Source organism: Streptomyces sp. NPDC017246 (genome assembly GCF_044331325.1).
Lineage (GTDB): Bacteria > Actinomycetota > Actinomycetes > Streptomycetales > Streptomycetaceae > Streptomyces.
Window position 1 is genome coordinate 492971 of the sequence record NZ_JBIRMW010000004.1, and the last position, 25257, is coordinate 518227.

22 protein-coding genes and 1 pseudogene are annotated in these 25257 nt (G+C 74.2%); 11 read left to right on the top strand and 12 right to left on the bottom strand.

Annotated elements, in window-relative coordinates; genetic code table 11:
• Positions 1-208: 208 nt before the first annotated feature.
• A complete protein-coding gene (locus ACH4MY_RS12875; protein WP_398001577.1) occupies positions 209-868 on the top strand; it encodes a class F sortase in 660 nt (219 codons plus the stop codon).
• A gap of 86 nt (positions 869-954) precedes the next feature.
• Here ACH4MY_RS12875 and ACH4MY_RS12880 read toward each other — a convergent pair whose 3' ends face one another.
• A complete protein-coding gene (locus ACH4MY_RS12880; RefSeq protein WP_398001580.1) occupies positions 955-1806 on the bottom strand; it encodes a polysaccharide deacetylase family protein in 852 nt (283 codons plus the stop codon).
• 105 nt (positions 1807-1911) lie between these two features.
• Here ACH4MY_RS12880 and ACH4MY_RS12885 point away from each other — a divergent pair, with 105 nt between their 5' ends.
• Positions 1912-2373 carry a universal stress protein gene (locus ACH4MY_RS12885; protein WP_398001583.1) on the top strand — a complete coding sequence of 154 codons (462 nt, stop codon included), beginning with the start codon at positions 1912-1914 and terminating at the stop codon, positions 2371-2373.
• Positions 2374-2397: 24 nt separating this feature from the next.
• On the opposite strand, the gene ACH4MY_RS12890 is transcribed toward ACH4MY_RS12885, so the two are convergent.
• Entirely contained in the window at positions 2398-3624 is a 1227-nt protein-coding gene (locus ACH4MY_RS12890; RefSeq protein WP_398001584.1) for a CapA family protein, read from the bottom strand.
• Positions 3625-3893: 269 nt separating this feature from the next.
• Between ACH4MY_RS12890 and ACH4MY_RS12895 the strand changes: the two genes are divergently transcribed.
• The 3 genes from ACH4MY_RS12895 to ACH4MY_RS12905 all read left to right on the top strand — a co-directional run bounded on the left by ACH4MY_RS12895 (position 3894) and on the right by ACH4MY_RS12905 (position 5656).
• Positions 3894-4451 (top strand): sigma-70 family RNA polymerase sigma factor, encoded by a 558-nt coding sequence (locus ACH4MY_RS12895; RefSeq protein WP_398001586.1) that lies wholly within the window; start codon positions 3894-3896, stop codon positions 4449-4451.
• Between the two features lie 4 nt (positions 4452-4455).
• A complete protein-coding gene (locus tag ACH4MY_RS12900; RefSeq protein WP_398001588.1) occupies positions 4456-4869 on the top strand; it encodes a PaaI family thioesterase in 414 nt (137 codons plus the stop codon).
• A 274-nt stretch (positions 4870-5143) separates the two neighbouring features.
• On the top strand, positions 5144-5656 hold the full coding sequence (locus ACH4MY_RS12905; RefSeq protein ID WP_398001590.1) for a hypothetical protein: 513 nt from the start codon (positions 5144-5146) through the stop codon (positions 5654-5656).
• A 15-nt stretch (positions 5657-5671) separates the two neighbouring features.
• Here ACH4MY_RS12905 and ACH4MY_RS12910 read toward each other — a convergent pair whose 3' ends face one another.
• From ACH4MY_RS12910 to ACH4MY_RS12930, 5 genes are all read right to left on the bottom strand, one after another.
• Entirely contained in the window at positions 5672-6880 is a 1209-nt protein-coding gene (locus ACH4MY_RS12910; RefSeq protein WP_398001593.1) for a histidine kinase, read from the bottom strand.
• A complete protein-coding gene (locus ACH4MY_RS12915) occupies positions 6877-8676 on the bottom strand; it encodes a cation acetate symporter (RefSeq protein ID WP_398001596.1) in 1800 nt (599 codons plus the stop codon). The genes ACH4MY_RS12910 and ACH4MY_RS12915 overlap by 4 nt, the downstream gene beginning before the upstream one ends.
• A 10-nt stretch (positions 8677-8686) precedes the next feature.
• Positions 8687-9100, bottom strand: a complete 414-nt coding sequence (locus tag ACH4MY_RS12920) for a hypothetical protein (protein WP_398001599.1) — start codon at positions 9098-9100, stop codon at positions 8687-8689.
• 101 nt (positions 9101-9201) lie between these two features.
• Entirely contained in the window at positions 9202-9969 is a 768-nt protein-coding gene (locus tag ACH4MY_RS12925) for a LytR/AlgR family response regulator transcription factor (protein ID WP_398001602.1), read from the bottom strand.
• 47 nt (positions 9970-10016) lie between these two features.
• Complete coding sequence (locus tag ACH4MY_RS12930) at positions 10017-10889, bottom strand: Fpg/Nei family DNA glycosylase (protein WP_398001605.1); 873 nt, start codon at positions 10887-10889, stop codon at positions 10017-10019.
• A gap of 81 nt (positions 10890-10970) precedes the next feature.
• Here ACH4MY_RS12930 and ACH4MY_RS12935 point away from each other — a divergent pair, with 81 nt between their 5' ends.
• From ACH4MY_RS12935 to ACH4MY_RS12945, 3 genes are all read left to right on the top strand, one after another.
• Positions 10971-11642 (top strand): response regulator transcription factor, encoded by a 672-nt coding sequence (locus ACH4MY_RS12935; RefSeq protein WP_398001607.1) that lies wholly within the window; start codon positions 10971-10973, stop codon positions 11640-11642.
• On the top strand, positions 11639-12997 hold the full coding sequence (locus tag ACH4MY_RS12940) for a sensor histidine kinase (RefSeq protein ID WP_398001608.1): 1359 nt from the start codon (positions 11639-11641) through the stop codon (positions 12995-12997). The genes ACH4MY_RS12935 and ACH4MY_RS12940 overlap by 4 nt, the downstream gene beginning before the upstream one ends.
• A gap of 191 nt (positions 12998-13188) precedes the next feature.
• Complete coding sequence (locus ACH4MY_RS12945) at positions 13189-14913, top strand: alpha/beta hydrolase (protein ID WP_398001611.1); 1725 nt, start codon at positions 13189-13191, stop codon at positions 14911-14913.
• A gap of 57 nt (positions 14914-14970) precedes the next feature.
• On the opposite strand, the gene ACH4MY_RS12950 is transcribed toward ACH4MY_RS12945, so the two are convergent.
• The 3 genes from ACH4MY_RS12950 to ACH4MY_RS12960 form a co-directional block, all read right to left on the bottom strand.
• On the bottom strand, positions 14971-16317 hold the full coding sequence (locus ACH4MY_RS12950) for a wax ester/triacylglycerol synthase family O-acyltransferase (protein WP_398001613.1): 1347 nt from the start codon (positions 16315-16317) through the stop codon (positions 14971-14973).
• Between the two features lie 138 nt (positions 16318-16455).
• A complete protein-coding gene (locus tag ACH4MY_RS12955) occupies positions 16456-18588 on the bottom strand; it encodes a SpoIIE family protein phosphatase (RefSeq protein ID WP_398001616.1) in 2133 nt (710 codons plus the stop codon).
• Between the two features lie 49 nt (positions 18589-18637).
• On the bottom strand, positions 18638-19960 hold the full coding sequence (locus ACH4MY_RS12960; RefSeq protein ID WP_398001618.1) for a DUF6777 domain-containing protein: 1323 nt from the start codon (positions 19958-19960) through the stop codon (positions 18638-18640).
• 210 nt (positions 19961-20170) lie between these two features.
• Here ACH4MY_RS12960 and ACH4MY_RS12965 point away from each other — a divergent pair.
• The 3 genes and pseudogenes from ACH4MY_RS12965 to ACH4MY_RS12975 form a co-directional block, all read left to right on the top strand.
• Positions 20171-21001: pseudogene (locus tag ACH4MY_RS12965) on the top strand (YndJ family protein); the annotation flags it as partial.
• Between the two features lie 155 nt (positions 21002-21156).
• On the top strand, positions 21157-21708 hold the full coding sequence (locus ACH4MY_RS12970; RefSeq protein ID WP_398001621.1) for a DUF1990 family protein: 552 nt from the start codon (positions 21157-21159) through the stop codon (positions 21706-21708).
• A 22-nt stretch (positions 21709-21730) separates the two neighbouring features.
• Positions 21731-23161, top strand: coding sequence for a lipase maturation factor family protein (locus ACH4MY_RS12975; RefSeq protein ID WP_398001623.1), 1431 nt, complete (start codon positions 21731-21733; stop codon positions 23159-23161).
• A gap of 76 nt (positions 23162-23237) precedes the next feature.
• On the opposite strand, the gene ACH4MY_RS12980 is transcribed toward ACH4MY_RS12975, so the two are convergent.
• Both ACH4MY_RS12980 and ACH4MY_RS12985 read right to left on the bottom strand, forming a co-directional pair.
• Entirely contained in the window at positions 23238-23408 is a 171-nt protein-coding gene (locus ACH4MY_RS12980; RefSeq protein WP_266899547.1) for a hypothetical protein, read from the bottom strand.
• A gap of 318 nt (positions 23409-23726) precedes the next feature.
• Positions 23727-25211, bottom strand: coding sequence for an SDR family NAD(P)-dependent oxidoreductase (locus ACH4MY_RS12985; protein ID WP_398001625.1), 1485 nt, complete (start codon positions 25209-25211; stop codon positions 23727-23729).
• Positions 25212-25257 lie beyond the last annotated feature (46 nt).

The following is a 25257-nucleotide window of genomic DNA, read 5'->3' on the forward strand; positions in this document are numbered from 1 at the left end:
GGGAGCCCGACCGCACGCGCCGCACGCGCCGCACGCGCTCCGGAGGGCGACGGCCCTCGCTCCCGGTAGGCCCCCACCCCGCACGCCGCCCGTGTCCGCACCGGGCTCCGGCACCCGTCCGGCGGCGGCCCCCACCCGTTCGCACCGCTCGGCGCGACGGTCCGTCAGGTCCCGCTTACCGTTCTGACGACGCCACGAAGGGAGAACCATGCCCCCGAAGGACTTCCGCGTCTTCGAACGCAGGAGACGCCGACCCTGGGGCGTCCTGGCCCTCGCCATGCTGTCCGGGATCGCGATGATGCGCAACGGAGCGGACGTCGCGCTCGGGCCTCCGCAGCCCGCCGCGGCGGCCCGTCCGGCGGCGCGCCCCGTCGCCCCGCCGGACGGGGCGACCGAGGGTCTGGAGCCGTTGCCCTTCGCCCCGGCCTCCCGGATCAAGATCCCGGCGATCCAGGTCGCGGCCCCGGTCATGGACGTGGGCCTGGACCCGGACGGCTGGGTGGCGGCCCCGCCGCCCCAGGACGCCAACCTGGCCGGCTGGTACCAGAACGGCATCTCCCCCGGCCAGCGCGGCACCGCGGTCGTCGTCGGCCATGTGGACAACGCACAGGGCCCCGCGGTCTTCTACGGCCTGGGCTCCCTGGAGAAGGGCCAGCACATCGAGGTCGAGCGCTACGACGGCCGGGTCGCGGTCTTCGAGATCTACGGGCTCGAGGTGTACTCGAAGGACAACTTCCCCGGCGTGCAGGTGTACGCCGACACCGGTGAGCCCGAGCTGCGGGTCATCACCTGCGGCGGCGGCTACACGCGCGCGCGTGGCTACGACGGGAACGTCGTCGTGTACGCGCGCATGGTCGCCACCCGCTAGGCGGCGGGCGGCGCATTGCGGGCGGCAGGACCGCGGAAGGGCCCCGGCGCCAGGAGGTGCCGGGGCCCTTCCGCGCACCCGGGCGGTCAGCGCCGGGGCACGGTGATGTGGTAGCCGGCGTCGAGGAGTTCGGGCAGATAGCGGCGGAGGGCGGCGACGCTCTGGCCCCGGTCGCCGCCGGCGTCGTGGGAGAGGACGACCGCGCCCGGGGCGGCGCCGTCGAGGACCCTGCGGACGATGGTGCCGGTGCCGGGTTCCTTCCAGTCGAGCGTGTCCACGGTCCAGGCGAGCGGCTCCATGCCGAGTTCGGCCCCGATCTCGAACGAGTGCCGGTTCCAGGCCCCGTAGGGCGCGCGGTACCAGAGCGGGGCCGCGCCGAGGGTCCGTTCGACGACCTCGCTGGTGGAGCCGAGTTCGTCGCGGATCCGGGAGGGCCGCAGCTTGGTGATGAGCGGATGGGACCAGGAGTGGTTCCCGACCACATGCCCGTCGTCGGCCATCTCCCGCAGGAGGTCCGGGTTCTCGACGGCCATCTCGCCGCAGACGAAGAACATGGCCCGGCAGTCGTGGCGGCGCAGGGTCTCCAGGATGGCCGGGGTGTAGCGGGGGTCCGGGCCGTCGTCGAAGCTCAGCACCATCGACCGGCCGACTCCGGACATGCTGAGGAAGGGCCGCTGCCGCACCGGCGGCACGGCACGCCGGAAAGCCGGGGGCGCGTACGCGGTCATCGGCTGGAGCCGGTAGGAACTCGGCCGCGGCCGGGCGGCCTGCGCCTGGGGGCCCGCCGCTCCGGCGGTGCCGCCGTGGGGCGGGCCCGGGGGTGCGGCGTCGGCGCCATGCCCGGGCCCGGCGAGCCGGTCCGTCGCGAGGACTCCGACGGTGGCCGTGGCCCCGAGAGCGGCGGCGAGTCGCAGCACCGCCCGACGCCCACTGGTCATCTGATCCTTTTTCATGACTAATGGTTCATACGGATGAGGGCCCGCGTGGCTCATCGACACCGACCACCTGTCCGAATGCACCCGATGAGCGGATAGCCTCGAAGCGTGAGCGAACAGCAGCCCGGCCGGTTCGAGCGCGGTACCGACGGCCCGAAAGTGATCATGGCGGGGGTCGACGGTTCCGCGTCGTCGCTGCGCGCGACGGCGTACGCGGCCGGACTCGCCCGGCGGCAGAACGCGCTGCTCGCGCTCGTGTACGTCCAGCCGTTGCTCCCGGCGGGGGCCGCCATGGGCGCGCCGACCGTCGGGACCACCGAGGAGATCGCCGAGGAACTGGTCGCGGAGATCCGCGCGTCGGCCGAGCGGGTGAAGGACCTCTGGCGGATGCGCTGGGAGTTCCACACCTTCCGGGGCGATGCCTACGCGGGCCTGGTGCAGGCCGCGGAGGAACTGACGGCGGACGCCGTGGTGGTGGGCGCCTCCGAGTCGGCCGGCCACCGGTTCATGGGTTCGGTGGCCGTCCGGCTCGTGAAGGCGGGCCGCTGGCCGGTCACCGTCGTACCGTGACCGGCCCCCTCGGCGGGTCGCGGGCTACTTGCCCATCACCAGGCCGTCCCGGTCGGCGCCCCGGCTGAGGACCACCTGCCGGATGGCCTCGCGGATGTCGCCGTGGCGCGGACCGGAGCCGTCGGCCGCGCCGAGGTTGACCACCCTGCCCCGGGCGGTGTCGAACCACTGGGGGACGAACTCGGCCTTGGTGACCTCCCAGCGTCCGCCGGGCGTCCGGGGCGGGCCGAAGGTGAAGCGGCCGATGCCGCCCTCGTTGCCGCGGGGGTCGAAGGCTCCCTCGTGGTTGATCATGTCCCCGGCGATCTGGTCGCCCATCCCGTAGACGATCCAGGTGCCGTTGACCTTCTCGTAGGCCTGCGGGACATGGGCGTGGGTGCCGATGATCAGATCGATGTCGGGGCGGCCGCCGGTCTTCGACGCGGTGAGCGCACGGCCGAGGGAGAGCTGCCGCGCGTCGGGTGCGGTCTGCCACTCGCTGCCCCAGTGGACGCTGACCACGACCACGTCGGCGCCGGCCGCGCGGGCGGCGCGGGCGTCGGCGAGGACCTTCCGCTCGTCGAGCAGCCGCACCGCCCAGGGCTGCCCCTCGGGCAGCGGATAGCCGTTGGTGCCGTACGTGTAGGCGAGCTGGGCCACCGTGGCGCCCCCCGCCGTGAGCAGGGTGGGCGTCGACGCCTCTTCGGCGGTACGGGCCGATCCGGCGTGGCGGACACCGGCCTTGTCCAGGGCGTCGAGGGTGCGGGCGAGGCCCGCGGCGCCGTCGTCGAGGGTGTGGTTGGAGGCGGTGGAGCAGGAGTCGTATCCGGTGGCCTTCAGGGCGGCGGCGACCTCGGGCGGGGACTTGAAGGCGGGGTATCCGGTGTAGGGCCCGCCGTCCCTTCCGTACACGGTCTCCATGTGGCAGATGGCCACGTCCGCCGCGGAGACGACGGACTTCACCCCGGACAGCATGGGGGCGAAGTCGTAGCCGTCGCCTCCGGCGTCCTGCGCGGCGCGGCGGATGATCGAGTCGTGCGGGAGGACGTCGCCGGAGGCGACGAGGGTGAATCCGGCGGGCGCGGAGGCCCCGCCGGGTGCGGCGGACGGGGCGGCGGGGTGTGCGGACCCCGGTGGTCCGGTGGTGGCCTCGGGGGTGGGGGAACCTCCGGCCGGTCCACTCGCCTCGCTCCCGCCGGTGCAGCCGGTCGCCGCGGCGAGCAGGACGGCGGCGAGCGCCATCACGCCCGCGGGTCTGGTGCGTGAGGTCATGTACGGCACTCCGCCCGATTCATGTGATGAACATTTGTTCACACGAATTCATCTCGCGGGAAAGCCGCAGTCAAGGGTCAAGGCCGCGGAAAGTCATGAACCCCGCTGAAACGGACGCAACGACTCCGGCTGATCGCCGTACGACCGCTCGCCGTACCATTCGCCGCTCGGTGCGACCGTTCGTCGCAGACCGATGTCCGTTCCCTGTCCCTCGCCGCCCGGATGCGTTCGTATACGCCCCGGACGACGACGCGGGAGAGGCGGGGAGCATGACCACGGCGACCACCGACGAACGGACCCTCGAGAAGCTCCAGCGGGACCACGGTCCCGCGCTCCTCTCCTTCCTGCTCGGGCTCACCTACGGGGACCGGCAGCGGGCCGAGGACCTGGCCCAGGAGACCCTGGTACGGGCCTGGCAGCACCCCGAGGCCTTCGACGGCCCCTACACGTCGATGCGCCCCTGGCTCTTCACCGTGGCCCGCCGTCTCGCCATCGACGCCCGGCGCTCGCGGCTCGCCCGGCCCGCGGAGATCGGCGACGGCGTCCTCGCGGTGACGCCCGACCCCGCCGACCCCACCGCCTCGGCCGAGGCCGCGCTCGACGTACGGGCGGCCGTCCGCGAGCTGAGCCCCGAGCACCGCGCCGTGCTCGTCCGGCTCTACTTCCACGGTCTGACCGTCAACGAGGCCGCCGTCGAACTCGGCATCCCCGCCGGGACCGTCAAGTCCCGCTCGCACTACGCGCTGCGCCAGCTCGGCCGGTCGCTGCCCGGCTACCGGCCGCCCCGCACGGCCGTTGCCCGGCCACGCGTCACGGCCCCACAATGACGCCGTGACGCTGACACTCGCCGCCGCCGAAAAGATCCTCGCCGACAACTTCGCCCCCTGGGTCCTCGATCTGGGACTCTCCGTCGCCTCCGTCGACGGCCACGAGGCCGTGCTCCGGCTCCCGTGGTCGGACCGGCTCGCCCGGGAGGGCGGCGGCCTCTCCGGCCAGGCCCTGATGGCCGCCGCCGACACCGCGACGGTGATCGCGGTCGCCGCGGCGCGGGGCGGCTTCGTACCGATGACCACCGTCCAGCAGTCCATCAGCTTCCAGCGGGCGGTCGTCGGCTCCGACGTCCTGGTGCGGGCCCGGCTCACCAAGGCGGGAAAGCGGATGGCCTTCGCCGACATCACCATGACGGCCGAGGGCTCGGAGGAGACCGCGGCCCACGCGACCGCGGTGTACGCGCTGCTCGGCTGAGCCCCGCGCCGCCCGGCCGCCTGCCCGCCCGACCGCCTGCCGCCCGACCGCCTGCCGGGAGACCCCTCTCCCTGTCGGCCGGTTCCCCCGGAAACACCTCCCCCGCCCCGTACGCCTCCCCTGGTATCAGGAATCCCACCGGCACCTATCCGGCCGGGAAACGTATCCGAAACCACACGGGCGAGTTGAGCAAAGCGGGACCCGCGGGCGCCCTTCTCGGAGGAAGCTCTCCCCCGGGTCCCCACATGTCCGGGTCCCCGATGTCCGGGAGAAGGTGGGAGCGTTGCGCCCCGAGAGCACGAACGGCGCCGGCGGCACGAGTGGCGGCGGCCTCGCCGTCCCGATGGCCTGGCTGTGCGCCGAGTACCTGGCCGACGAGGTGCTGCGGGCCGCCGCGCTCGTGGCACCCGGCTCACTGGAGTACCGGGCCGGCCTCCAGGCCCTCACCCTCACCGTCCACCTCTCCGAGGAACCGGACGGACCGGCCGCCGGGCGGTCCGCCGGCCGGATCGACGAGTGGCTGCGGCACACGGCCTACGACCGGCCCTGGCCGCCCTGGATCGAGGAGCGGCTGGCCGCCCGGCGCGCGGCCGGCGGCGACAGCCCGGACCTGGCGCTCGCCGAGACGGCCTGGCGGCGTCTGCGGGACACCTGGGTCCGCGCCGCCGACCTCGACGGCCGGACCGAGGACGGCACCGGATCGCCGGTCGACGAGGACGAGCAGATCTGGCTGCCCGCCTGGAAGCTGGGACTGCCGCTCGCCCATCTGTCGCTGCATCTGCGCTGAACGGCCCACGGGCGGTCACGGCGGCGAACGATGCACTCCCTGGCGGTACTTGGGGACGCGTACCGTCACCTTCATCCCCGCGCCGACCCCGGTCTCGATGACGAGCCCGTACTCCGTCCCGTACACCTGGCGCAGCCGCTCGTCCACGTTGGACAGGCCGATGCCGGAGCCGGCGGGGTGCTCTCCCCGCAGGACCGCGCGCAGCAGCTCGGGGTCCATGCCGATGCCGTCGTCCTCGACCGTCACCACGGCCTCGGCGCCCGCGTCGCGGGCCGCTATGGTGACCCGGCAGCCGCGCTCCCGGTCCTCCAGCCCGTGCTTCACGGCGTTCTCCACGAGGGGCTGCAGGCAGAGGAAGGGCAGCGTCACCGGCAGCACCTCGGGTGCGATCTGCAGCCGTACCTTCAGCCGGTCCCCGAAGCGGGCCCCGGCGAGCGCCAAGTACTGCTCGATGGCACGCAGTTCGTCGGCGAGCTGGGCGAACTCCCCGTGCCTGCGAAAGGAGTACCGGGTGAAGTCGGCGAATTCCAGAAGGAGTTCCCGGGCCCGCTCGGGGTCGGTGCGGACGAACGAGGCTATGGCGGCGAGGGAGTTGAAGATGAAGTGCGGGGAGATCTGGGCGCGCAGCGCGCGGATCTCGGCCTCCACGATCCGGGTCCGGGAGCGGTCGAGTTCGGCCAGCTCCAGCTGGACGGAGGACCACCGGGCCACCTCGGTCGCGGCCCGCACCAGGACGGCCGACTCCCGCGAACCGTAGGCGACGAGCGCGCCCAGCACCCCGTCCTCGCCGGTGAGCGGGGCGATCACCGCCCAGCGCAGCGGGCATGCCGGGTCGGCGCAGCCGGTGGGCGCGGACCGGCTGCGGCCGGTCTCCAGGGTCTCGGCGGCCTGCTCCGGGACGTGCGCGCGGTGATGGTCCTCTCCCGGTCCGTCCCAGGCGAGGACCGCGCCCCGGTCGGTGAGGCAGAGGGCCTCCGTGCCGAGCAGCGAGCGGAGGGTGCCGGCCGCCTTGCGGGCGGTCTCCTCGGTGAGTCCGGCGCGCAGCGGCGGCGCGGCGAGCGAGGCGGTGTGGAGGGTGTGGAAGGTGGCCCGTTCGACGGGCGTCCCGAGATCGGGGTCGGCGGCACGGCCACCGCGCCGGGCGGCGAACCGCCCCAGGACGAAGCCCGCGGCGAGCAGTACGGCCCCGGCGGCTGCCGCGGCGGCGAGGGCGATGCCGCTCATCGGCGTACCTCCGGGGCGGGAGCGGGGAGGGCACCGGTGTTCCTCCCGACGGAAGTGCTCTCCCCCGGCGGGCCGGTGACCTCCCCCGGCAGGCCGGTGACTTCCTCCGGCAGATGGAGGCGTGCGAGGAGCGCCCGGGTGCCGGGCGGGACCCGGCCGGGCGTGGCCAGCGAGCCGAGGACCATGGTGAGGAAACCGAGCGGGACCGACCAGACGGCCGGCCAGGCCATCAGGGTGTGCGGCCAGCCCTCGGGGGCGAGCCCGGCCCGGGTCGCCATCACGGCGACGAGGGCGGAACCCCCGCCGAGCAGCAGCCCGGCCATGGCGCCCGGCGGGGTGAGCCGCCGCCACCAGATGCCGAGGACGAGCAACGGACAGAAGGAGGAGGCGGAGACGGCGAAGGCGAGACCGACCGCGTCGGCGACCGGCACCTTCGAGGCGACCACCCCGACGGCGAGCGGGACGGCGGTGGCGAGCAGGGTCGCGAGACGGAAGTGCCGTACGCCCCGGGACGGCAGCACGTCCTGGGTGAGGACCCCGGCGACGGACATGGTGAGTCCGGAGGCCGTGGAGAGGAAGGCGGCGAAGGCCCCGCCCGCGAGGAGTGCCCCGAGGAGGTCCCCGAGGAGTCCGCCGAGGATCCGGTCGGGCAGGACGAGGACGGCGGCGTCGGCGGAGCCGGTGAGGGCGAGTTCGGGGGCGTAGATCCGGCCGAGGGCCCCGTAGAGCGGCGGCAACAGGTAGAAGGCGCCGACGAGTCCGAGCACCACGAGCGTGGTGCGGCGGGCGGCGCGGCCGTGCGGACTGGTGTAGAAGCGGACGGCGACATGCGGCAGTCCCATGGTGCCGAGGAAGGTCGCCAGGATCAGCCCGTACGTGGCGTACAGCTGGTGCCCGTCGCGGCCGCCCGCCAGCGGCTGGGACCAGCCGAGCGGGTCGGTGCCGCTGGCGACCCGCTCGGGAAGCTCGGCACCCGGGGCGAAGGCGAGCGTGGTGCCGCCGAGGACGTGATGGATGCCCGGGGCGAGAGTCACGGTCCGCCGCTCGTACGGGACGGCGTCGACGCTGCCGGTGACGGTGACGGTGAGCGGCTCGTCGAGACCGATCCGGACGGTGTCGGCGACCGTGACGACGGTGTGACCGCGCAGGACGGCCGGGGCGTCGAAGCGGGCCCGGGGCGCCCCGTCCCCGTACCAGGCGGCGAGCATGAAGAGGACGGGGACGAGCAGGGCGGTGAGCTTCAGCCAGTACTGGAAGGCCTGGACGAAGGTGATGCTGCGCATCCCGCCCGCGGCGACGGTTCCCGTGACGACGAGGGCGACGAGCAGTCCGCCCACCCAGTCGGGGGCGCCGGTGAGGATCTCCAGGGTGAGCCCGGCGCCCTGGAGCTGCGGCAGCAGGTAGAGCCAGCCGATGCCGACGACGAACAGGCTGGCGAGCCGGCGCGCCTGCGGGGATTCGAGCCGGGCCTCGGCGAAGTCGGAGAGGGTGTACGCCCCGGAGCGGCGCAGCGGGGCGGCGACGAGGACCAGCAGGACGAGGTATCCGGCGGTGTAGCCGACCGGGTACCAGAGCATGGCGGGGCCCTGGACGAGGACGAGTCCGGCGATGCCGAGGAAGGAGGCGGCGGAGAGGTATTCGCCGCTGATCGCGGCGGCGTTGAGGCCCGGCCCGACCGTGCGCGAGGCGACGTAGAAGTCGGAGGTCGTCCGGGAGATCCGCAGCCCGAGGGCGCCTATGAGGACCGTGGCGAGGACGACGGCGGTCACGGCGGCGACGGCATGGGTCTGGTTCACGCGGGGCGGCTCAGCGTTCGACCAGGCCGGTGAAGTCGCGCTCGTTGCGTTCGGCGCGGCGCACGTACCAGTGGGCGATGCCCCAGACGACGGGGTACACCCCGACGCCGAGGACGACCCAGACGTAGATCTCGGGGGCGGGCAGGGCGAGGAGCAGCGGCAGGGAGCCGACGAGCAGGGCGAGGGCACCGAGCGCGGTGAGGGCGGCGCGCAGCTGGCTGCGCATCAGGGAGCGCACGTAGGTGTGGCCGAGCGTCGTCTGCTCGTCGATCTCGGAGCGGGCCGGCGGGTGGACGGGCTGCCGTCGGGCGGGGCCCGGCACGCCGTCGGCGCCGTGGGCGGAGGCGTAGGTGACGGTCTCGCGGCGGGGTCTGCGCTGCGGGTCCCCCCGGCCGGAGGCCTGGGGAGGGTGCTGCTCGGACATCGGCGTCCGCCTCCGTCGGAAGTGGCGGCCATCGGGCCCGGGACGCGTGGAGTCTACGCAGGTGGGAGCACCCGCGGTAGGGGCGGACGGAAGAGCTGCGGTCAGCCCCCGGCGCGCCGCATCAGCAGGTCCCGCAGCGGGCGGGCGTGCCGGCGGCTGACCGCCAGGTCCGTGTCCCCGACCCGCACCGAGGTGGCGCCGCCGTCGAGCCGCAGCTCGTCGATCCGGGCCAGGGCCACGAGATGGCTGCGGTGGATCCGGACGAAGCCCCGCGCGGCCCACCGCTCCTCCAGGGTGGACAGCGGGATGCGGACGAGATGGCTGCCGTGGTCGGTGTGCAGGCGGGCGTAGTCGCCGTGGGCCTCCACGTACGCGATGTCGTCGACGGAGACGAACCGGGTGACCCCGCCGAGCTCGACGGGGATCTGCTCGGGGACGGTGGGTACGGCGGACGCGGCAGGAGCGGGAGCGGCGGCCGCGTGCACCAGGTCGTGGACACGGCGGACGGCCTCGGCGAGCCGCTCGCGGCGGACGGGCTTCAGGACGTAGTCGACCGCCTTCAGGTCGAAGGCCTGGAGCGCGAAGCCCTCGTGGGCGGTGACGAAGACGACGAGCGGCGGCCTGGCGAATCCGGCGAGGAGCCGGGCCACGTCGAGACCGGTGAGGCCGGGCATGTGGATGTCGAGGAAGACGACGTCGATCGCGTCGCCGCCGTCCGGCCCGGCCTCCAGCGCGCGCCCGATCCTGCGGAGCGCGGCGGTGGCGTCGCCCGCGCCCTCGGCGCTGCGGACGCGGGGGTCGGCGCGCAGCAGGTAGAGCAGCTCCCCGAGGGCGGGTTCCTCGTCGTCGACGGCCAGTACGCGCAGCATGCGGCGGAGTGTAACGGGCGTCCTCGACGCCTCCCCGGCCCGGAGAGCTACTTGAGGAGCTTCGAGAGGCGGCGGTCGGCGAGCGGCTTGCCGCCGGTCTGGCAGGTGGGGCAGTACTGGAGGGAGGAGTCGCTGAAGGAGACCTCGCGGATGGTGTCCCCGCACACCGGGCAGGGCTCGCCGGTGCGGCCGTGGACCCGGAGGCCGCTCTTCTTCTCGGCCTTGAGCCGGCCCGCGGCGAGACCGTGGGAGCGTTCGACGGCCTCGTGGAGGGTGGTCCGCATCGCCGTGTAGAGGGCGTCGGTCTCCTCCGGGGTGAGGTTCTGGGTGGGCTTGAAGGGGGACATCCTCGCGGCGTGCAGGATCTCGTCGCTGTACGCGTTGCCGATGCCCGCGATGAGGCTCTGGTCGCGCAGGGCGCCCTTGATCTGGCGTCGTTCGCCGGCGAGCAGCGCCGCGAACTCCTCGGGGCCGAAGTCCTCGGCTAGCGGGTCGGGGCCGAGCCGCGCGACGCCCGGGACCTCCCGGGGGTCGTGGACGAGGTGGACGGCGAGGCGTTTGGTGGTGCCCGCCTCGGTGAGGTCGAAGCCGTCGCCGCCGGTGAGCGCGGTCCGCAGGGCCAGCGGGCCCCTGCCGGGCTTGGGCGGGCCCGAGGGCAGCGGGTCCTGCCAGCGGAGCCAGCCCGCGCGCGCCAGATGGAAGAGCAGGTGGAGCTCGCCCGCGGCGCCGGTGGTGGTGAGGTCCAGGAACTTCCCGTGGCGCCCGACCGCGGTGACCTCGGCGCCCTCGACGGCGCTCAGCGGCGGGTCGTACGTCTTGAGGACGCTGATCGCCACGGGCAGTACGCGGGCGATCTCCTTGCCCACCAGGTGCGTGTCGAGGAACGCGCGGAGCGCTTCCACCTCGGGGAGTTCGGGCATGGTTCCACCCTGCCGCACGGCCGACGGGGTCGCGCGCCAGGCGTCGCGAGCGGCGCCGGAGCGGCGATTAGGGTGGGCGGCGTGCGCGTACTGCTCGTCGAGGACGACGAAGACCTCCGGTTCGGGGTGGCCGCCGCTCTGCGGGCCGCCGGGCTCGCCGTCGACGAGGCCGCCGACCTGCCCCGGGCCGACGAGGCCCTGTTCGTCACCGCGTACGACTGCGCGGTCTTCGACCGGATGCTGCCCTCCGGCGACGCCGCCGCCTTCGTCGAAGCACTGCGGCGGGGCGGACGCGACGTGCCCGTGCTGTTCCTGACCGCGCGCGACACGGTGGCGGACCGGGTCGAGGGCTTCGCGAGCGGCGGCGACGACTACCTGGTCAAGCCCTTCGCCGTGCCCGAACTGGTGGCCCGGGTGCGCAGTCTGTGCCGTCGCTCCGCGGTCGTCCGCCCGCCGGTGCACCACGTCGGCGATCTGGAGATCGACACCGCCCGCCGGCTCGTCCGCCGGGCCGGGGTGCTCCTCACCCTCACCACCAGGGAGTTCGCGGTCCTTGAGGTCCTCGCCGCCCGCGCCGACCAGGCGGTCCCGCGCGCCGAGCTGATCGAGAGCTGCTGGGACGAGATGGCCGAGCCGCAGTCCAACGTCCTGGAGGTGCTCGTCTCCCAGCTCCGCCGCAAGCTCGGAGACCCGCCCCTGATCCACACCGTGCGCGGCATCGGCTACCGGCTCGCGCCCGACGGCACCCGGTGAGGTTCCGGCCGCTTCCCGCCTCGGCCCCGGGGGCGCCGACGGCGCGGGTGCTGAGGCTGCGGCGCCGCATCAGTCTGCTGTTCGCGCTGACCAGCGCCGTGGGGCTGATCGCGATGGCCGTGTTCGCCGTGCGCGGCGACAGCGCGCGCTGGCGGGAGCAGCTCGACCATTCGATGGACGTGGACACCAGCTGGGCCCTCGGCCTCCTGGAGACCGACGAGAACGGGCGGCTGGCCACGGACGTCATGGCGGACACCGTGAACACCGGCTGCCCGCCGCTGACCGTGCTCCTCGTCGCCGGCGACGGCCGGCGGGACGCCCCGGGCACCGGCGGAGGTGACGACCCGGATGTCCCGGACCCCGCGGGTGACCTGACCGTCCAGCACACACCGGCCGCGCCGTGCCTGACGGTGAGCTCCGGCGTGGTCATGGAGGCCGGTCGTGCGGCGGCGCGGTCCGGGGAGCCCCGGGCCTTCGACCGGAGCACGACCGGCGGCGGGCCGGTACGGGTGTTCGCGCTGCCCTTCTACCCGCCGGAGGCGGTGGACGGCGACGAGCCGCAGGGCGTCCTGGTCACCCTGGCCGACGTGACGGCCCAGCAGGACGACCACCGCCGGCTCGTGTGGCGGGTGACCGGCGGCTGCGCGCTGCTCGTCCTGCTGTCGGCGGCCGTCGGGCACATCCTGTCCGGACGGGCGGTCCGGCCCGCGCTCACCGCGCTCGGCCGCCAGGAGGCGTTTCTCGCGGACGCGGCGCACGATCTGCGGACCCCGGCCGCCTCGCTCCGGACGCTCGCGGAGACGGCGCTGCGGGGCGAGACGGACAGCACGGACGTGCACCGGCGCACGCTGCGCCTGGCGGAGGGCATGGGGCGGCTGGTCGACGGGCTGCTCACCCGGGCCCGGCTGATGTCCGGTACGGCCACGGTGGCGCGTCAGCCGCTGCGTCTGGACCAGCTGGTGGAGGCGGTCGTCGACGAGGCGCCCACGGAGGGCCATCGGGTCCGGGTCGACGCCGAGGACACGGTCGTGGTCGCGGACCCCGACCTGGTACGCCGGGCCGTCGGCAACCTGCTGGGCAACGCCCTCACCCACGGCCACGCGCCGGGCGTCCCGGCGGACGTGCGGATCACGGTGACCCGGGACGGCACGCTGACGGTCGAGGACGCGGGTCCCGGCCTGCCGCCGGAGGTCGCGGCCGACCTGTTCGAACGCTTCCGCAGCGGATCGGGGTCGACCGGTCTCGGTCTGTCGATCGCCTCCTGGGTGGCACACGCCCTCGGGGGGACGCTCACGGCGGGCCGGGGGGACGCCGAAGGCGCCAGGTTCGTACTGAAGCTGCCGACACCGGACTGAACCGGACCGGCGGGCCGAACCGAGCGCCGACCCCGTGGCGGACGGAACCGGGACGACGGACCGCACCGGGCCGGGCCACCGAGCCGGGCCGAGACGCCGAGCCGGGCCGGGCCGGGCCGGGCCACCGAGCCGAGCCGAGCCGAGCCGCCGGGCCGGGCCGGGCCGCCTCAGGAAATCCTCAGCATGCGCGCGTGATCCTTCCCTGGACCGTCCATCCCCGGGAGTACCTCGTGATCACCGCCCCCACCCGCCGCCGTCGGGCCCTCGCTCTCGCTCTCGCCGTGCTCGGCGCCACCTCACTCGTCGCCTGCACCGCCGGCTCCGGCCCGGAAGAGGGGCGGCCGGGGTCCTCGGCCGGGCCCGCCGACCCCGCCGCCCGTCCCGACCTCCGGCGCTTCTACGGCCAGAAGCTCGTCTGGAAACCCTGCGGCGACCACAGGTGCGCCTCGCTCACCGTGCCGATGGACTACTCCCGCCCCGGCAACGGCAAGACCTTCGTCCTGCCGGTCGCGAAGGCCGTCACCGCGACCCGGGGGAAGCGCGTCGGCTCGCTCGTCCTCAACCCCGGAGGGCCCGGTGAGCGCGGGGTCCGGCTCATCCAGGACGGCGTCGCCGACGACATCGGCCGGGGTGTGCGCGAGCGGTTCGACATCGTGTCCTTCGACCCGCGCGGCGTCGGGGAGAGCAGGCCGGCCCTGACCTGTGTCCCTCCGGGCCCCTCCGAGCCCGCCTCCGACGACCCGGGCGGGACGCCGGCCGCCGCTCCCCTCCACCCCCGCACCGAGGCCGAGCGTGCCGACGCCCTCGCGGCGGCGCGGGCCATGGCCGCCGACTGCCGGAAGGCCAGCGGTCCGCTGCTCCCGCACGTGGGGACGGACGACGCCGCCCGCGACCTCGACGTGCTGCGGGCGGCACTCGGCGAGCGCCGGCTGACGTACGTCGGCTGGTCGTACGGCACGAGCCTGGGCACCTCGTACGCCGAGCGGTTCCCCCGCCGCGTACGGGCGATGGTCCTGGACGGGGCGGTCGATCCGTCGCTCGACTGGCGGCAGCGCGTGCTCGGCCAGTCCACCGGGTTCAGGAAGGCGGTGGAGGAGTACGCCGCGTCCTGTGCCGAGACCGTCGGCGACGCCTGTCCCGGCGCGACGCCCGAGGAGATACGCGCGCTGATCGACCGCCTCGTCGAGCGGACGCAGCGCGAGCCGCTGCCGGTCGAGGGCTCCGCGTCCGGTCTCGACGCCGCCACCCTGGTCTCCGCGCTCGGCCTGTCGATGTACACGCCGGAGGCCCAGTGGGAGCCCTTGTCCGAAGCGCTGCGCGCCGCGGACGACGGGGACGGTACGAAGCTGGCGGCCCTGGCGTCGGGCGGAGAGGAGACCGGCGGGGACGGAGAGGACGGGGGCGGCTCGGGCGACACGGAGGACTCGGGGCACACGGACGAGACGGCGGACGATGCCGACGCGGGAACCGCCCCCGAGGAGTCGGCGACCGCCGTGCCCGAGGACAACAGCGAGGCCGCCCTCATCGCGATCAACTGCCTCGACGTCCCCCACCCGCGCGACGCCCGTGCCTACTGGGACGCGCTCGCCCCGGCCGACAGGGCGGCGGGCGTCCACGGCACGACCGGGGTGACGAACGAGCTGGTCTGCCGGGACTGGCCGGCCGGTCCCCAGCGCCCGCACCGGGTGCGGGCCGCGGGGGTGCCGCCGGTCCTCGTCGTGGGCACGGCGGGCGACCCGGCGACGCCGTACGCGGAGGCCGTGAGCCTGGCGCGCCAGTTCCCCGGCGGCATGCTGTTGTCCTTCGACTCCCCCGGCCACACCGGCTACGGCCGCAATTCCTGTGTCGACAGGAAGGTCGAGCAGTATCTGATCGATCTCACGAAGGTCCGCCCCGGCACGACCTGCGCGGCATGACGACATCGCGGCGGCACGGTGGACGGCACACCGGCCTGGACGGCACGACAGCGAGGGCTACGGCGTGTCCGGCGGGTCCAGGAGGTCGAGTTCCGCCGTGAGCGCCGCGGCCAGCGCGTCGAGGTCGGGTACGGCCTCGCCGTCGGCGACGAGGCCGATGTGGACTCGGCCACCGTACGGGGACATGGCGACGGCGAGGGACTGACCGCGGGCGAGCGGGGCCATGGGGAAGAGCGCGCGCAGCGGGGCGCCGCCGAGGGAGAGCGCGGAGCGGGGCAGTGGCACCTGGGTGACCAGGAGGTCGAAGAGAAGCCGGGCGGCGCCCGCGGCGAACGGGGCGCCGAAGCGGTGGGCGAGCGGGGGCAGCTGGTCGGCGAGGAGGGCGACGGCCCCGGCGCCGCGGAACGGTCCGGCGGTCTTGTTGCGGTCCATCGCGCTCCGCACGGCGGCGAGCCGTGCGGCGGGGTCGGCCTCGGTGACGGGCAGGTCGAGGAGGTAGCCCGAGAGGCTGTTGCCGGGGCCGGGCGGGGCGCCGGGGCGGCGCCGGGAGACGGGGACGAGGGCCCGGGGGTCGGCTTCGGGGAGGGGCAGACCGCGTCCGTCGAACCAGCGGCGGAGCGCTCCGGCGACGACGGCGAGGAGGACGTCGTTGGCGGTGCCGCCGGTGGTGCGGCGGACGCGGTGGACCCGGTCGAGGGACAGGGACACGGTGGCGATCCGGCGGGTTCCGCTGGACTCGGCGGCGAGTGCGGCGGTGGGCCGCCCGTCGAAACGGCTGGCACGGACGACGGAGGCGCCGACCTCGACGGCCCGGCCGAGGTCGCCGAGCCGGTCCCTGGCCATGCCGAGGAGCCGGCCGGGGCCGGGGAGCCAGGAGCGCGGGGGTACGGGACGCGCGCGGCTGGCGGGGCGGTGGCCCGCGGCGATCTCGTCGAAGATCCCGGCGCCGATGGCGACGGCCCGCATGCCGTCGGCGAGGGCGTGGTGGAGTTTGACGAGGACGGCGAAGGAGCCGTCGGGGGCGCCGCTGAGCAGGTACATCTCCCAGGGCGGCAGACCGCGGGCGACGGGCCGTTCCATGAGCTCGGCGGCGAGCCGGGCCGCCTCGGCGGGGAAGTCGGCTCCGGGGAGGGTGATCTCGTGGACGTGGCGGAGCACGTCGAAGTCCGGATCGGCGCTCCAGGCGGCGCCGCCGACGGGGAGCAGGACGTCACGGACGCGCATCCGGAGCCGGGGGACGGCGGCGGCGCGGCGGGCGAGCAGGGCGAGGACGTCGGGCGGCTCGTGGCCGCCGTCCGGGGGCACGGGGCCGAAGTGGGCGAGTGCCCCGAGGTGCAGGGGGTGCGCGGTGGATTCCAGGTGCCAGAAGGCCAGGTCTAGCGGTGCCAGTAGCTCGCTGCTCACGGGTGTCCTCACGTCCTGCACAAAGAGCCGGGTGAACGCAGTGAATCGCGTACCGACAGTTACGGTCAAGTACGATCAGTTCACGCTCAGTTAACAGGCTCATTCTTCGGTGAACAGTGCCACATCCGTGTAACGGGCTCAGCTCTCCACGGTGAACTCGCACCACACGCACTTGCCGCCGCCCCGCGACTCCACGCCCCACACGTCGGAGATCCGGTCGACGAGCAGCAGCCCGCGGCCGGACACCCCCGCCTCCCCGGCCTCGCGGCGCCGGGGCAGCGCGCTGGACCGGTCCTCCACCTCGACCCGGAGCCGCCGTTCGGCCCCGCCGAGGATCCGGAGGGTCACGATCGCCCCGCCGTCGGTGTGCATCAGCGCGTTGGTCATCAGCTCGTCGGCGACCAGCTCGATCTCGTCCGCGCGCTCCTCGGCCCCCCAGGCCCGGACGGCGGCCCTGATCATGTGCCGGGCCGATCTCAGCGCCTCCGGGTCGCTCTGGGCCACATGCTGCTGGAAGCGGCCCGCGCCATGGCCGGCGGACGCCCCCATGCGGCGCATCAGCAGGATGGCGACGTCGTCCTCGCCGCCCCGGTCCGCGACCACCTCGCACAGATGGTCGGCGAGCTCCTGGAGGTCGGCGGGCCCGCGCCGGACGAGGGCGGAGAGCCACTGGAGGCCCTCGTCGAGGTCGGCGCCGGGCTTCTCGACCAGGCCGTCGGTGTAGAGCATCAGGGTCTGCCCGGGGTCCACTTCCAGGGTGGTCACCGGGTAGTCGAGCCGGCCGAACTCCGCGGAGAGCCCGAGCGGCAGCCCGCCCTCCACCGGGACCCTGCGGCAGCGGCCGTCGATCTCGCGGATCAGCGGGTCGACATGGCCGGCGCGCACCACCTGGACGACCCCGGTGCCGAGGTCGACCTCGGCGTAGGTGCAGGTGGCGAACCGTTCGGTGTCGAGTTCGTGGAGGAAGACGGAGGCGCGGGCCATCACCGTGGCCGGGGTGTGCCCCTCGGCGGCGTACGCCCGCAGCACGATCCTCAGCTGGCCCATGACGGCCGCCGCATGGGTGTCATGGCCCTGGACGTCCCCGATGACCGCGCCGACCCGTCCGCCGGGCAGCGGGATGATGTCGTACCAGTCGCCGCCGATGTCCCGGCCGAGGCGGGCCGAGCGGTAGCGGACGGCGGTCTGGGCGCCGGGCACCTCGGGAATCCGCCGGGGCAGCATGGCCTGCTGGAGCCCCTCGGCGAGGTCGTGCTCCTGCTCGTAGAGCATGGCCCGCTGGAGGCTCTGCGCGATGCTGCTGCCGAGGGCGACGAGGAGGGTGCGCTCGTCCTCGCTGAAGCCGGTCTTGTCGCTGTAGAGCAGTCCGAGCGCGCCGATGGGCCGGGCCTGCGCGATGAGCGGCAGATAGGCGGCCGCGGTGATGCCGAGTCCCCTGATGTGCGGCCAGAGCACCGGGAAGGAGTCGGCGAAGTCCCGGGCCGAGTCGATGAACCGCGGCCGCAGGGTGCGGATCACCTCGCTCATCGGGTACGGCTCGTCCACCCGGGTGAACCGGGTGCCCGGCACGAAGGCGCCCTCGGGGCCCTCGGCGACGAGATGGATGCGGCCGGCGTCGAGGAGACCCATGACGAGACTGGCGGCGCCGAAGTGTGCGAGCGCGTGCGAGTCGTTGAGCAGGTCGATGACGTCCTTGACGGTCCGCGCGTAGGCGAGGGCCGCCGTGGTGCCCTCGACGACGCCGGCACGCTGGCGCCGCCCCTCGTCGAGGCCGAGCCTGGCGGCGGATTCGGTGAGCTCGTGGGTGGCGTCGCGGATGACGCCGACGATGCGCACCGGGCGGCCGGTGTCGTCGCGGTGGACGAGTCCCTGGGTGTGGGTCCACTGATGTCTGCCGTCGCGGCGGCGGATGCGGAAGTACGCGCCGTACTCGTCGCTGCCCTCCTTGAGGGCCTGGGCGACCAGGGTGTCGAGGCGGCGGCCCTCGTCGGGCAGGACCCGTGAGCTGAGGGACTCGGGGCGGCCGTCGTACTCCGCGCGGTCGATGTCGAAGACGTCGAGCGCGGCCTCGTCCATGAGCATCGTGCCGGCCGTGAGGTCCCAGTCGAAGCCGCCCATCCGGAAGGCGGAGCCGAAGTCGGCGAGGATCCGCGCCGCGTCGACCCGCTCGCTCCCCGGGCCGACGGCCGGCTCGCTACCCGACCCGACGGCCGGCTCTTCCGGCGCGCGGCGGCGCTCGACCGCCTCCCCGCCCCCGTTGCCCGCGTTCATGGGGCCACGCTAGGCGCAGCTCCGCCCGTGCGCACCATGAAGATCCGATTCATCCCTCGAAGGTCTCGGGCCGGTCCGGGACCATCTCGGCCGGGAAGAGCTCGGGCGGCAGCCCGCCGTCCGGAGCGGTGGGTGCCTCGCCCGGGGCATAGGGGTCGGGGTCCGTGCGGGGGTCGGGGTACGGCTCCGTGTCGGGTACGGGGTACGGGTCGGGATCCCCCGGGGTCGGCTCGGTGCCGGTGCCCCCGGTCCCCGAGGCGTCGGGGCTCACCGGCGGCGAGTCCTCCGGGGCCGGGGGTACGGGAGCACGGGAGGACGTGTCCGGGGAGGTCCGGCGGTCCGGGGCGCTCGGATCGCGCGTGCCGGTGTCGGGGGTGGCCGGGTCGGGAGTGGCGGAGCGGGTCAGGGCGCACTCGTCCGGGTCGCAGGCGGGCTCGACGGCGGGCTTGCGGTCCTCGCCGCCGTCGCTGCCGGTCCGCCGCTCGATCCAGCTGCGGTCGGCGGCGTTCACGATGACCAGGCTGGTGACGACGGTGGTGGTCGGCCGGACGACGATCACCCGGTCGGGGTCGAAGCCGTCCCAGGGTTCGCCCTGGTGGACGCCGTCCCGGGCGGCGGCCGGGGTGCGGAGCGGGTTGCCGCAGGCGCAGCGGACGCGCGGGGAGCCGTACTGGTCGACGAGGACCGCCGTACCGGTCTGGAGGACAGACTGGAAGGCGTTGGCCCGGCCCTGGCTGTAGCCGTGGTTGGTGACCCTGGTGTCCGCGCGGAGGACGACCGGGGTCATCCCCCGCAGCCAGTCGCCGACGTGGCTCTCGGGGATGCCGGCGGCCTCGGCGAAGGCGCGTGTCCTGTCCTGGTCGGCCGCGAGGTACGAGACCTGCCGTTCGACGTCGCAGCTGCCCTCCGCACGGGTGCCGCCGTAGAGCCCGGGGGTGGAGCCGGTGACCTCGCGCACCTGCTCGGCGTCGGGGTCCGCGGACCGGCCCGGGGCGTTCACCCGCGCGGTGCTCCGGGCCGTGGACGCGGTGAACGGGTCCGGGCCCTGCGCGGCGATCGGCTGGAGGAACACGTCCTGGGCCGATCCCGCGGCTGCCGGCTGGGAGCCGCCGCGGGAACCCTCCCAGACGGAGGTGCAGCCGGCGAGCAGGAGCGAGGCGGTGAGCGCCGCGAGTGCCGAGCGGGCCGCGGCGCGCGGGATCGTCCGGGCGGCGGCGCGGTGGGGCGCCCGGGTCGCGGTGGGGCCGGACGTGCGGGAGGTCGTGGGCCGGGACGCACGGGACGTCGCGCGATCGGTCGCACCGGAGGTCGTGGGGTCGGCAGCGCGGGAATCGGCGGGGGTTCGCCGGGTCCGGCGAGGGGTTGAGCGCACCTGGTTCTCCCGCTTTCTCTCCCCCGGGCCACGGCGCCCGGTTCCGGCCAGTCCCTCATGTCTGTCGCAGCGCGCACGACCCCGCAAGCGGAGGGCGGCCGACCGGGTAGACCGGCGGGAACATGCCACTTGAACGCGTTCAAGAAAGGCCCTACGCTCGGACCCGCCAGTTGAACGCGTTCAAGTCGAGGGTGGTGGCATATGACCGCGCTGTCGGTCCTGGTGGGATCGGTCGTGACGCTCGGCATGTTCTGGGTGGTCCCGACGGGGCTCGCGCTCCTCGACGGCCCCCGGCCACCGGGCTGGGAGCCGCTCCGGCGCGCCTGGCCGCTGTTCGCAGTCCCCGGCGCGCTGGCGCTGTGGCTGCCCCGCTCCGGCCTCTCGGCCGCGCTCGCCGCCGTCTACGCCCTCGCCACGCTGGCACTCGCGCTCCAGGCCCCGGCCCGGCTGTTCCTGACCCGCTCCCCGCGGCCGGGCGAGGTGGCCGTCCTCACCGCCCTGGTCGCACCCTCCGTCGCCGGCCTCGCGCTCGTCGCCGAACGGGCCTCGTACCCGCTCTTCGGCTTCGACCTGGACATCCTGGCGCTGACCGTCCCGCACTTCCACTTCGCGGGCTTCGGCGCCGCCCTGGTCGCCGGACTCCTCTGCCGTGTCTCCGACGGCCCCACCGCCCGCTTCGCCGCGCTCAGCGTCCCCGCGGGCACCCTGCTCGTGCTGCTCGGCTACTTCGTCGACGACTGGGCCGAGCTCGCCGGGGCCGTCGTCCTGACGGCGGGCATGACGGCGGTCGCGCTCCTGACCCTGCGCGAGCGCCGCGAGACGGCGACCGACCGCCTCACCCGCGGGCTGCTCGCCGTCTCGGCCCTGGTCCTCCTCGTCACCATGCTGCTCGCGCTGAGCTGGGCGCTCGGCGAGGCGACCGGTCTTCCCCACCTCGACCTGACCTGGACGGCCGCCACCCACGGTCTGGGCAACGCCCTCGGCTTCACGGTCTGCGCCCTGCTCGCCCACCGCCGTCTCCGCTCGGAACGCTCCACCCCACCCGAGACGCCGACGCCGGGCCCACCGGCCTCCGCACCACCGGCCCTCGCACCGCCGGCATCCGGACCACCGCCCTCCACCCCATCGGCGCCCGCACCCTCGACACCCGTCCAGAACCCGTACCGCACGGCTCGCCCGCGAACGGAGCTCCCGGCATGACCCGCCTCCTGAACAGCCTGTCCCGGCCCGACCGCCCCCGCCCCGCCCTCACCTACCGCGAGGTCGGCGCCACCCGCACCCCGGCGGCCCTCCCCGAGGGCTACCACCTCCTCCGGCACAGCGCGGTCGTCGGCCACGGCCGTGCCGCCTTCGAGGCCGCCGGCGCCGCCGTCACCACCTGGCGGATGCACCGCGCCACCGGGGCGCGTCTCCTCGCCGACACCGACCGTGCCGAGGCCGGGACCGTAGTCGAGATATCGGCGGGCATCGGCCCGCTCCGGCTCGGCGCCCCCTGCTCGGTGATCTGGACGGCGTACGAGGACGACCGCGTCGGCTTCGCGTACGGCACGCTCACCGGACATCCGGAGTGCGGCGAGGAGTCCTTCATCGTCCACCTGGAGCCGGACGGCACGGTCCGGTTCGCGGTCACCGCGTTCAGCCGCCCCGCCGCCTGGTACACCCGGCTCGGCGGCCCGGTGGTGCCGCTGTTCCAGCGGGCGTACGCGCGCCGGCTGGGCCGGACTCTGCGGCGTCTCGTCAGGAGCTGATCCGGGGCAGATACTGGAAGCGATGGAGTGGTTCACCGCACCCGACCACTGGCTGAGCCGGATCGTCTTCCAGCGGGGCCTCGCCGGGCTGTACTGCGTGGCGTTCCTTTCGGCGGCCCTTCAGTTCCGGGCGCTGATCGGGGAGCGCGGCATGCTCCCCGTACCGGAGTACGTGCGCGGGACGCGCCCCCGTCACACCCCCTCGCTCTTCCACTGGCGCTACTCCGACCGGCTCTTCGCGAGCGTCGCCCGGTCCGGCGCCGCACTCGCCCTCGCGCTCGTGGCGGGCGCGGGGGACGCGGTGCCGCTGCCCGTCTCGATGCTGCTGTGGCTGCTGCTCTGGGCGATGTACCTGTCGATCGTGAACGTGGGCCAGACCTGGTACGCCTTCGGCTGGGAGTCGCTGCTCCTGGAGACCGGCTTCCTGGCGGTCTTCCTCGGCAACGACGACGTCGGCCCGCCCGTCCTGGTGCTGTTCCTGCTGCGCTGGCTGCTCTTCCGGGTCGAGTTCGGCGCCGGGCTCATCAAGATCCGCGGCGACCCCTGCTGGCGGAACCTGACCTGTCTCTACCACCACCACGAGACCCAGCCGATGCCCGGGCCGCTGAGCTGGTTCTTCCACCGTCTGCCGCGCCCGCTGCACCGGGTGGAGGTCGCGGCCAACCACGTCGTCCAGCTGTTCGTGCCGTTCCTGCTGTTCACCCCGCAGCCGGTGGCGACGATCGCGGCCGGGCTGATGATCGCGACCCAGCTGTGGCTGGTGCTCTCCGGCAACTTCGCCTGGCTGAACTGGATCACCGTCGTGCTCGCGCTCTCCGTCGTGGACGCCTCCCCCGTCACCGGCGAGCACGCCCGGCCGGACCCGCCGCTCTGGTACGTGGTCGTGATCGTCGCCGTGACCGCCCTCGTCCTCGTACGGAGCTACCGCCCGGTGCGCAACCTGCTCTCGCGGAACCAGGCGATGAACCGCTCGTACGACCCGTACCACCTGGTCAACACGTACGGAGCCTTCGGAACGGTCGGCCGGGTCAGGGACGAGATCGTCGTCGAGGGCACCGACGACCCCGTACCGCACGCGGGGACGGTGTGGCGGGAGTACGGCTTCAAGGGCAAGCCCGGCGATCCGCGCCGGCTCCCCCGGCAGTTCGCCCCGTACCACCTACGGCTCGACTGGCTGATGTGGTTCGCGGCGCTCAGCCCCGGGTACGCGCGCGACTGGTTCGGTCCGTTCGTCGAGCGGCTGCTCGACGGTGACCGGGACACCCTGCGGCTGCTCGCGAGCAACCCCTTCCCCGATGCACCGCCGGCCTTCGTCCGCGCCCGGCTGTACCGCTACCGGTACACGACCTGGCACGAGCTCCGCACGACCGGGGCCTGGTGGCACCGCACGCTCGTCCGGGAGTACCTGCCGCCGACCCGGCTGCGGCGACCGGCGGACCGCCGACCGCGATGAGCGGGGAGGTCACCGCCGCGGAACGCACCGGTGCCCCCGGCCGGGCACGGCCGGGGGCACCGGGTGAAGCAAGGGATCAGTCGATGCCGGGCAGGATGTGGGGCTCGGCGAGGTCGTCCTCGTAGCCCGCGAGCCGGATCGGGGCCGCGTGGGCCCAGACTTCGAGGCTCCCCAGCTCGCCGTTCCTGCGCGGCCGGTCTTTGGGTTCGGCCGGTCGCGGTTCCTGCTTCGTAAGTTCGGATGTCACCGCGCACTCCTCTGTGTCGCGTACCTGTAGGACAAGTGCCGGTCGGTCGCGGTGGCGCCGTTCGTCGGGCGGGATCGCGGCCTTGGTGGCAGACCTGTCCCTGGAAGGCCGTGAGGACGGTGTGTCTCCTCGGTGGCCGACCGTGAACATCAGAGTAACCAAATGAGCGCGTCCGCGCTCTACCGGGCTCCGAAGTGTGACGCGTTCGGGTGAATCGAGCCGAAAGAGCGCCCCACCGGGCCGGTGGGGCGCTCTTGTCAGGACAGCGAAATCCGCTTATCACCCCATGAGGAGGGGTCCGGGCGGGATTCCGGATTCCTACCAGTTCGCCTGGGCGTAGTCCTTCAGGAAGCAGCCGTAGAGGTCCTCGCCCTCCTCGCCGCGCACGATCGGGTCGTAGACGCGGGCCGCGCCGTCGACCAGGTCGAGCGGGGCGTGGAAACCGGCCTCGGCGAGGCGCAGCTTGTCGAAGTGCGGACGCTCGTCGGTGATCCAGCCGGTGTCGACGGAGGTCATGAGGATGCCGTCGGTCTTGAACATCTCCTCGCCGCTGGTCCGCGTCACCATGTTCATCGCGGCCTTGGCCGCGTTGGTGTTCGGGTGCCCCGCGCCCTTGTAGCCGCGGCTGAAGACGCCTTCCATGGCGGAGACGTTCACGACGTAGGAACGCCCGCTGGCGGCCTTCCTCGCGGCCTCGGCCATCACCGGCCGCAGCTTGCTGATGAGGATGAACGGCGCCGTGTAGTTGCACAGCTGGGTCTCGAGCAGCTCCACCGGGGAGATCTGCTCGATGCTCTGCACCCAGGTGTTGGAGTCGACCACGTCCGGCACCAGGCCGCCCGCGTCGATGGCGGTGCCGTCGAGGTGCTTGGCGATGGTGGCGTTGCCGGCGACGAGCGCGAGATCGGCGACCTGCTGGGCCTCCAGGTCGCGCACGCCGACGGGAAGCTCGGACGATCCGACGAGCTCGCCCACGGCGCCGGAGTTGAAGGCGCCGATGACGTGGTGGGCGGGCAGCTCCCCGGCCGGCAGCGGCGCGCTCTCGCCGTCGACCAGCGCGGCGTACGCGGACGGCAGCCGGCGCACGGTCTGCGTGGCGTTGTTGATGAGGATGTCGAGGGGCCCGGCCTCGGTCATCTGGTCGGCGAGCGCCACGGCCTGGGCCGGGTCGCGCAGGTCGATGCCGACGACCTCCAGACGGTGCATCCAGTCCGCGGAGTCGTCCATGGCCTTGAAGCGGCGGATGGCGTCCTTGGGGAAGCGGGTGGTGATCGTCGTGTGGGCGCCGTCGCGGAGCAGCCGCAGCGCGATGTACATGCCGATCTTGGCCCGGCCGCCGGTGAGCAGCGCGCGCTTGCCGGAGAGGTCGGCGCCCGCGTCCCGCTTGGCCCGGTTCAGGGCCGCGCACGGCTGGCAGAGCTGGTGGTAGAAGTAGTCGACCTCGACGAACCGCGTCTTGCAGACGTAGCAGGAGCGCGGACGCTGGAGTATCCCGGCGATCCGGCCCTCCTCGGTGACGGAGGAGGGCAGGATGCCCTCGGTCTCGTCGTCGATGCGCTGCGCGGAGCCGGTGGCCGTGGCCTCGGTGACCGCCTTGTCGTTGGCGGTCTTGGACGCCCGGCGCTCCTGGCGGCGGCGCTGCTTCACGGTCCGGTAGATCCCGGCCGTGGCGCGCCGGACGAGGATCGCGTCCGGGTGGTCGACGTCCAGCTTGTCGAGCTCGTCGAGGACGCCGAGGCAGACGGCCAGGCGCTCGGGGTCGACGCCCGGCCCGTAGTCCTGGGTTTCTTCGGTCACCGTCATGGCCTTCGGGATCCTCGTTCGCTCGTACGTCGCCGTTCGCCGGCTG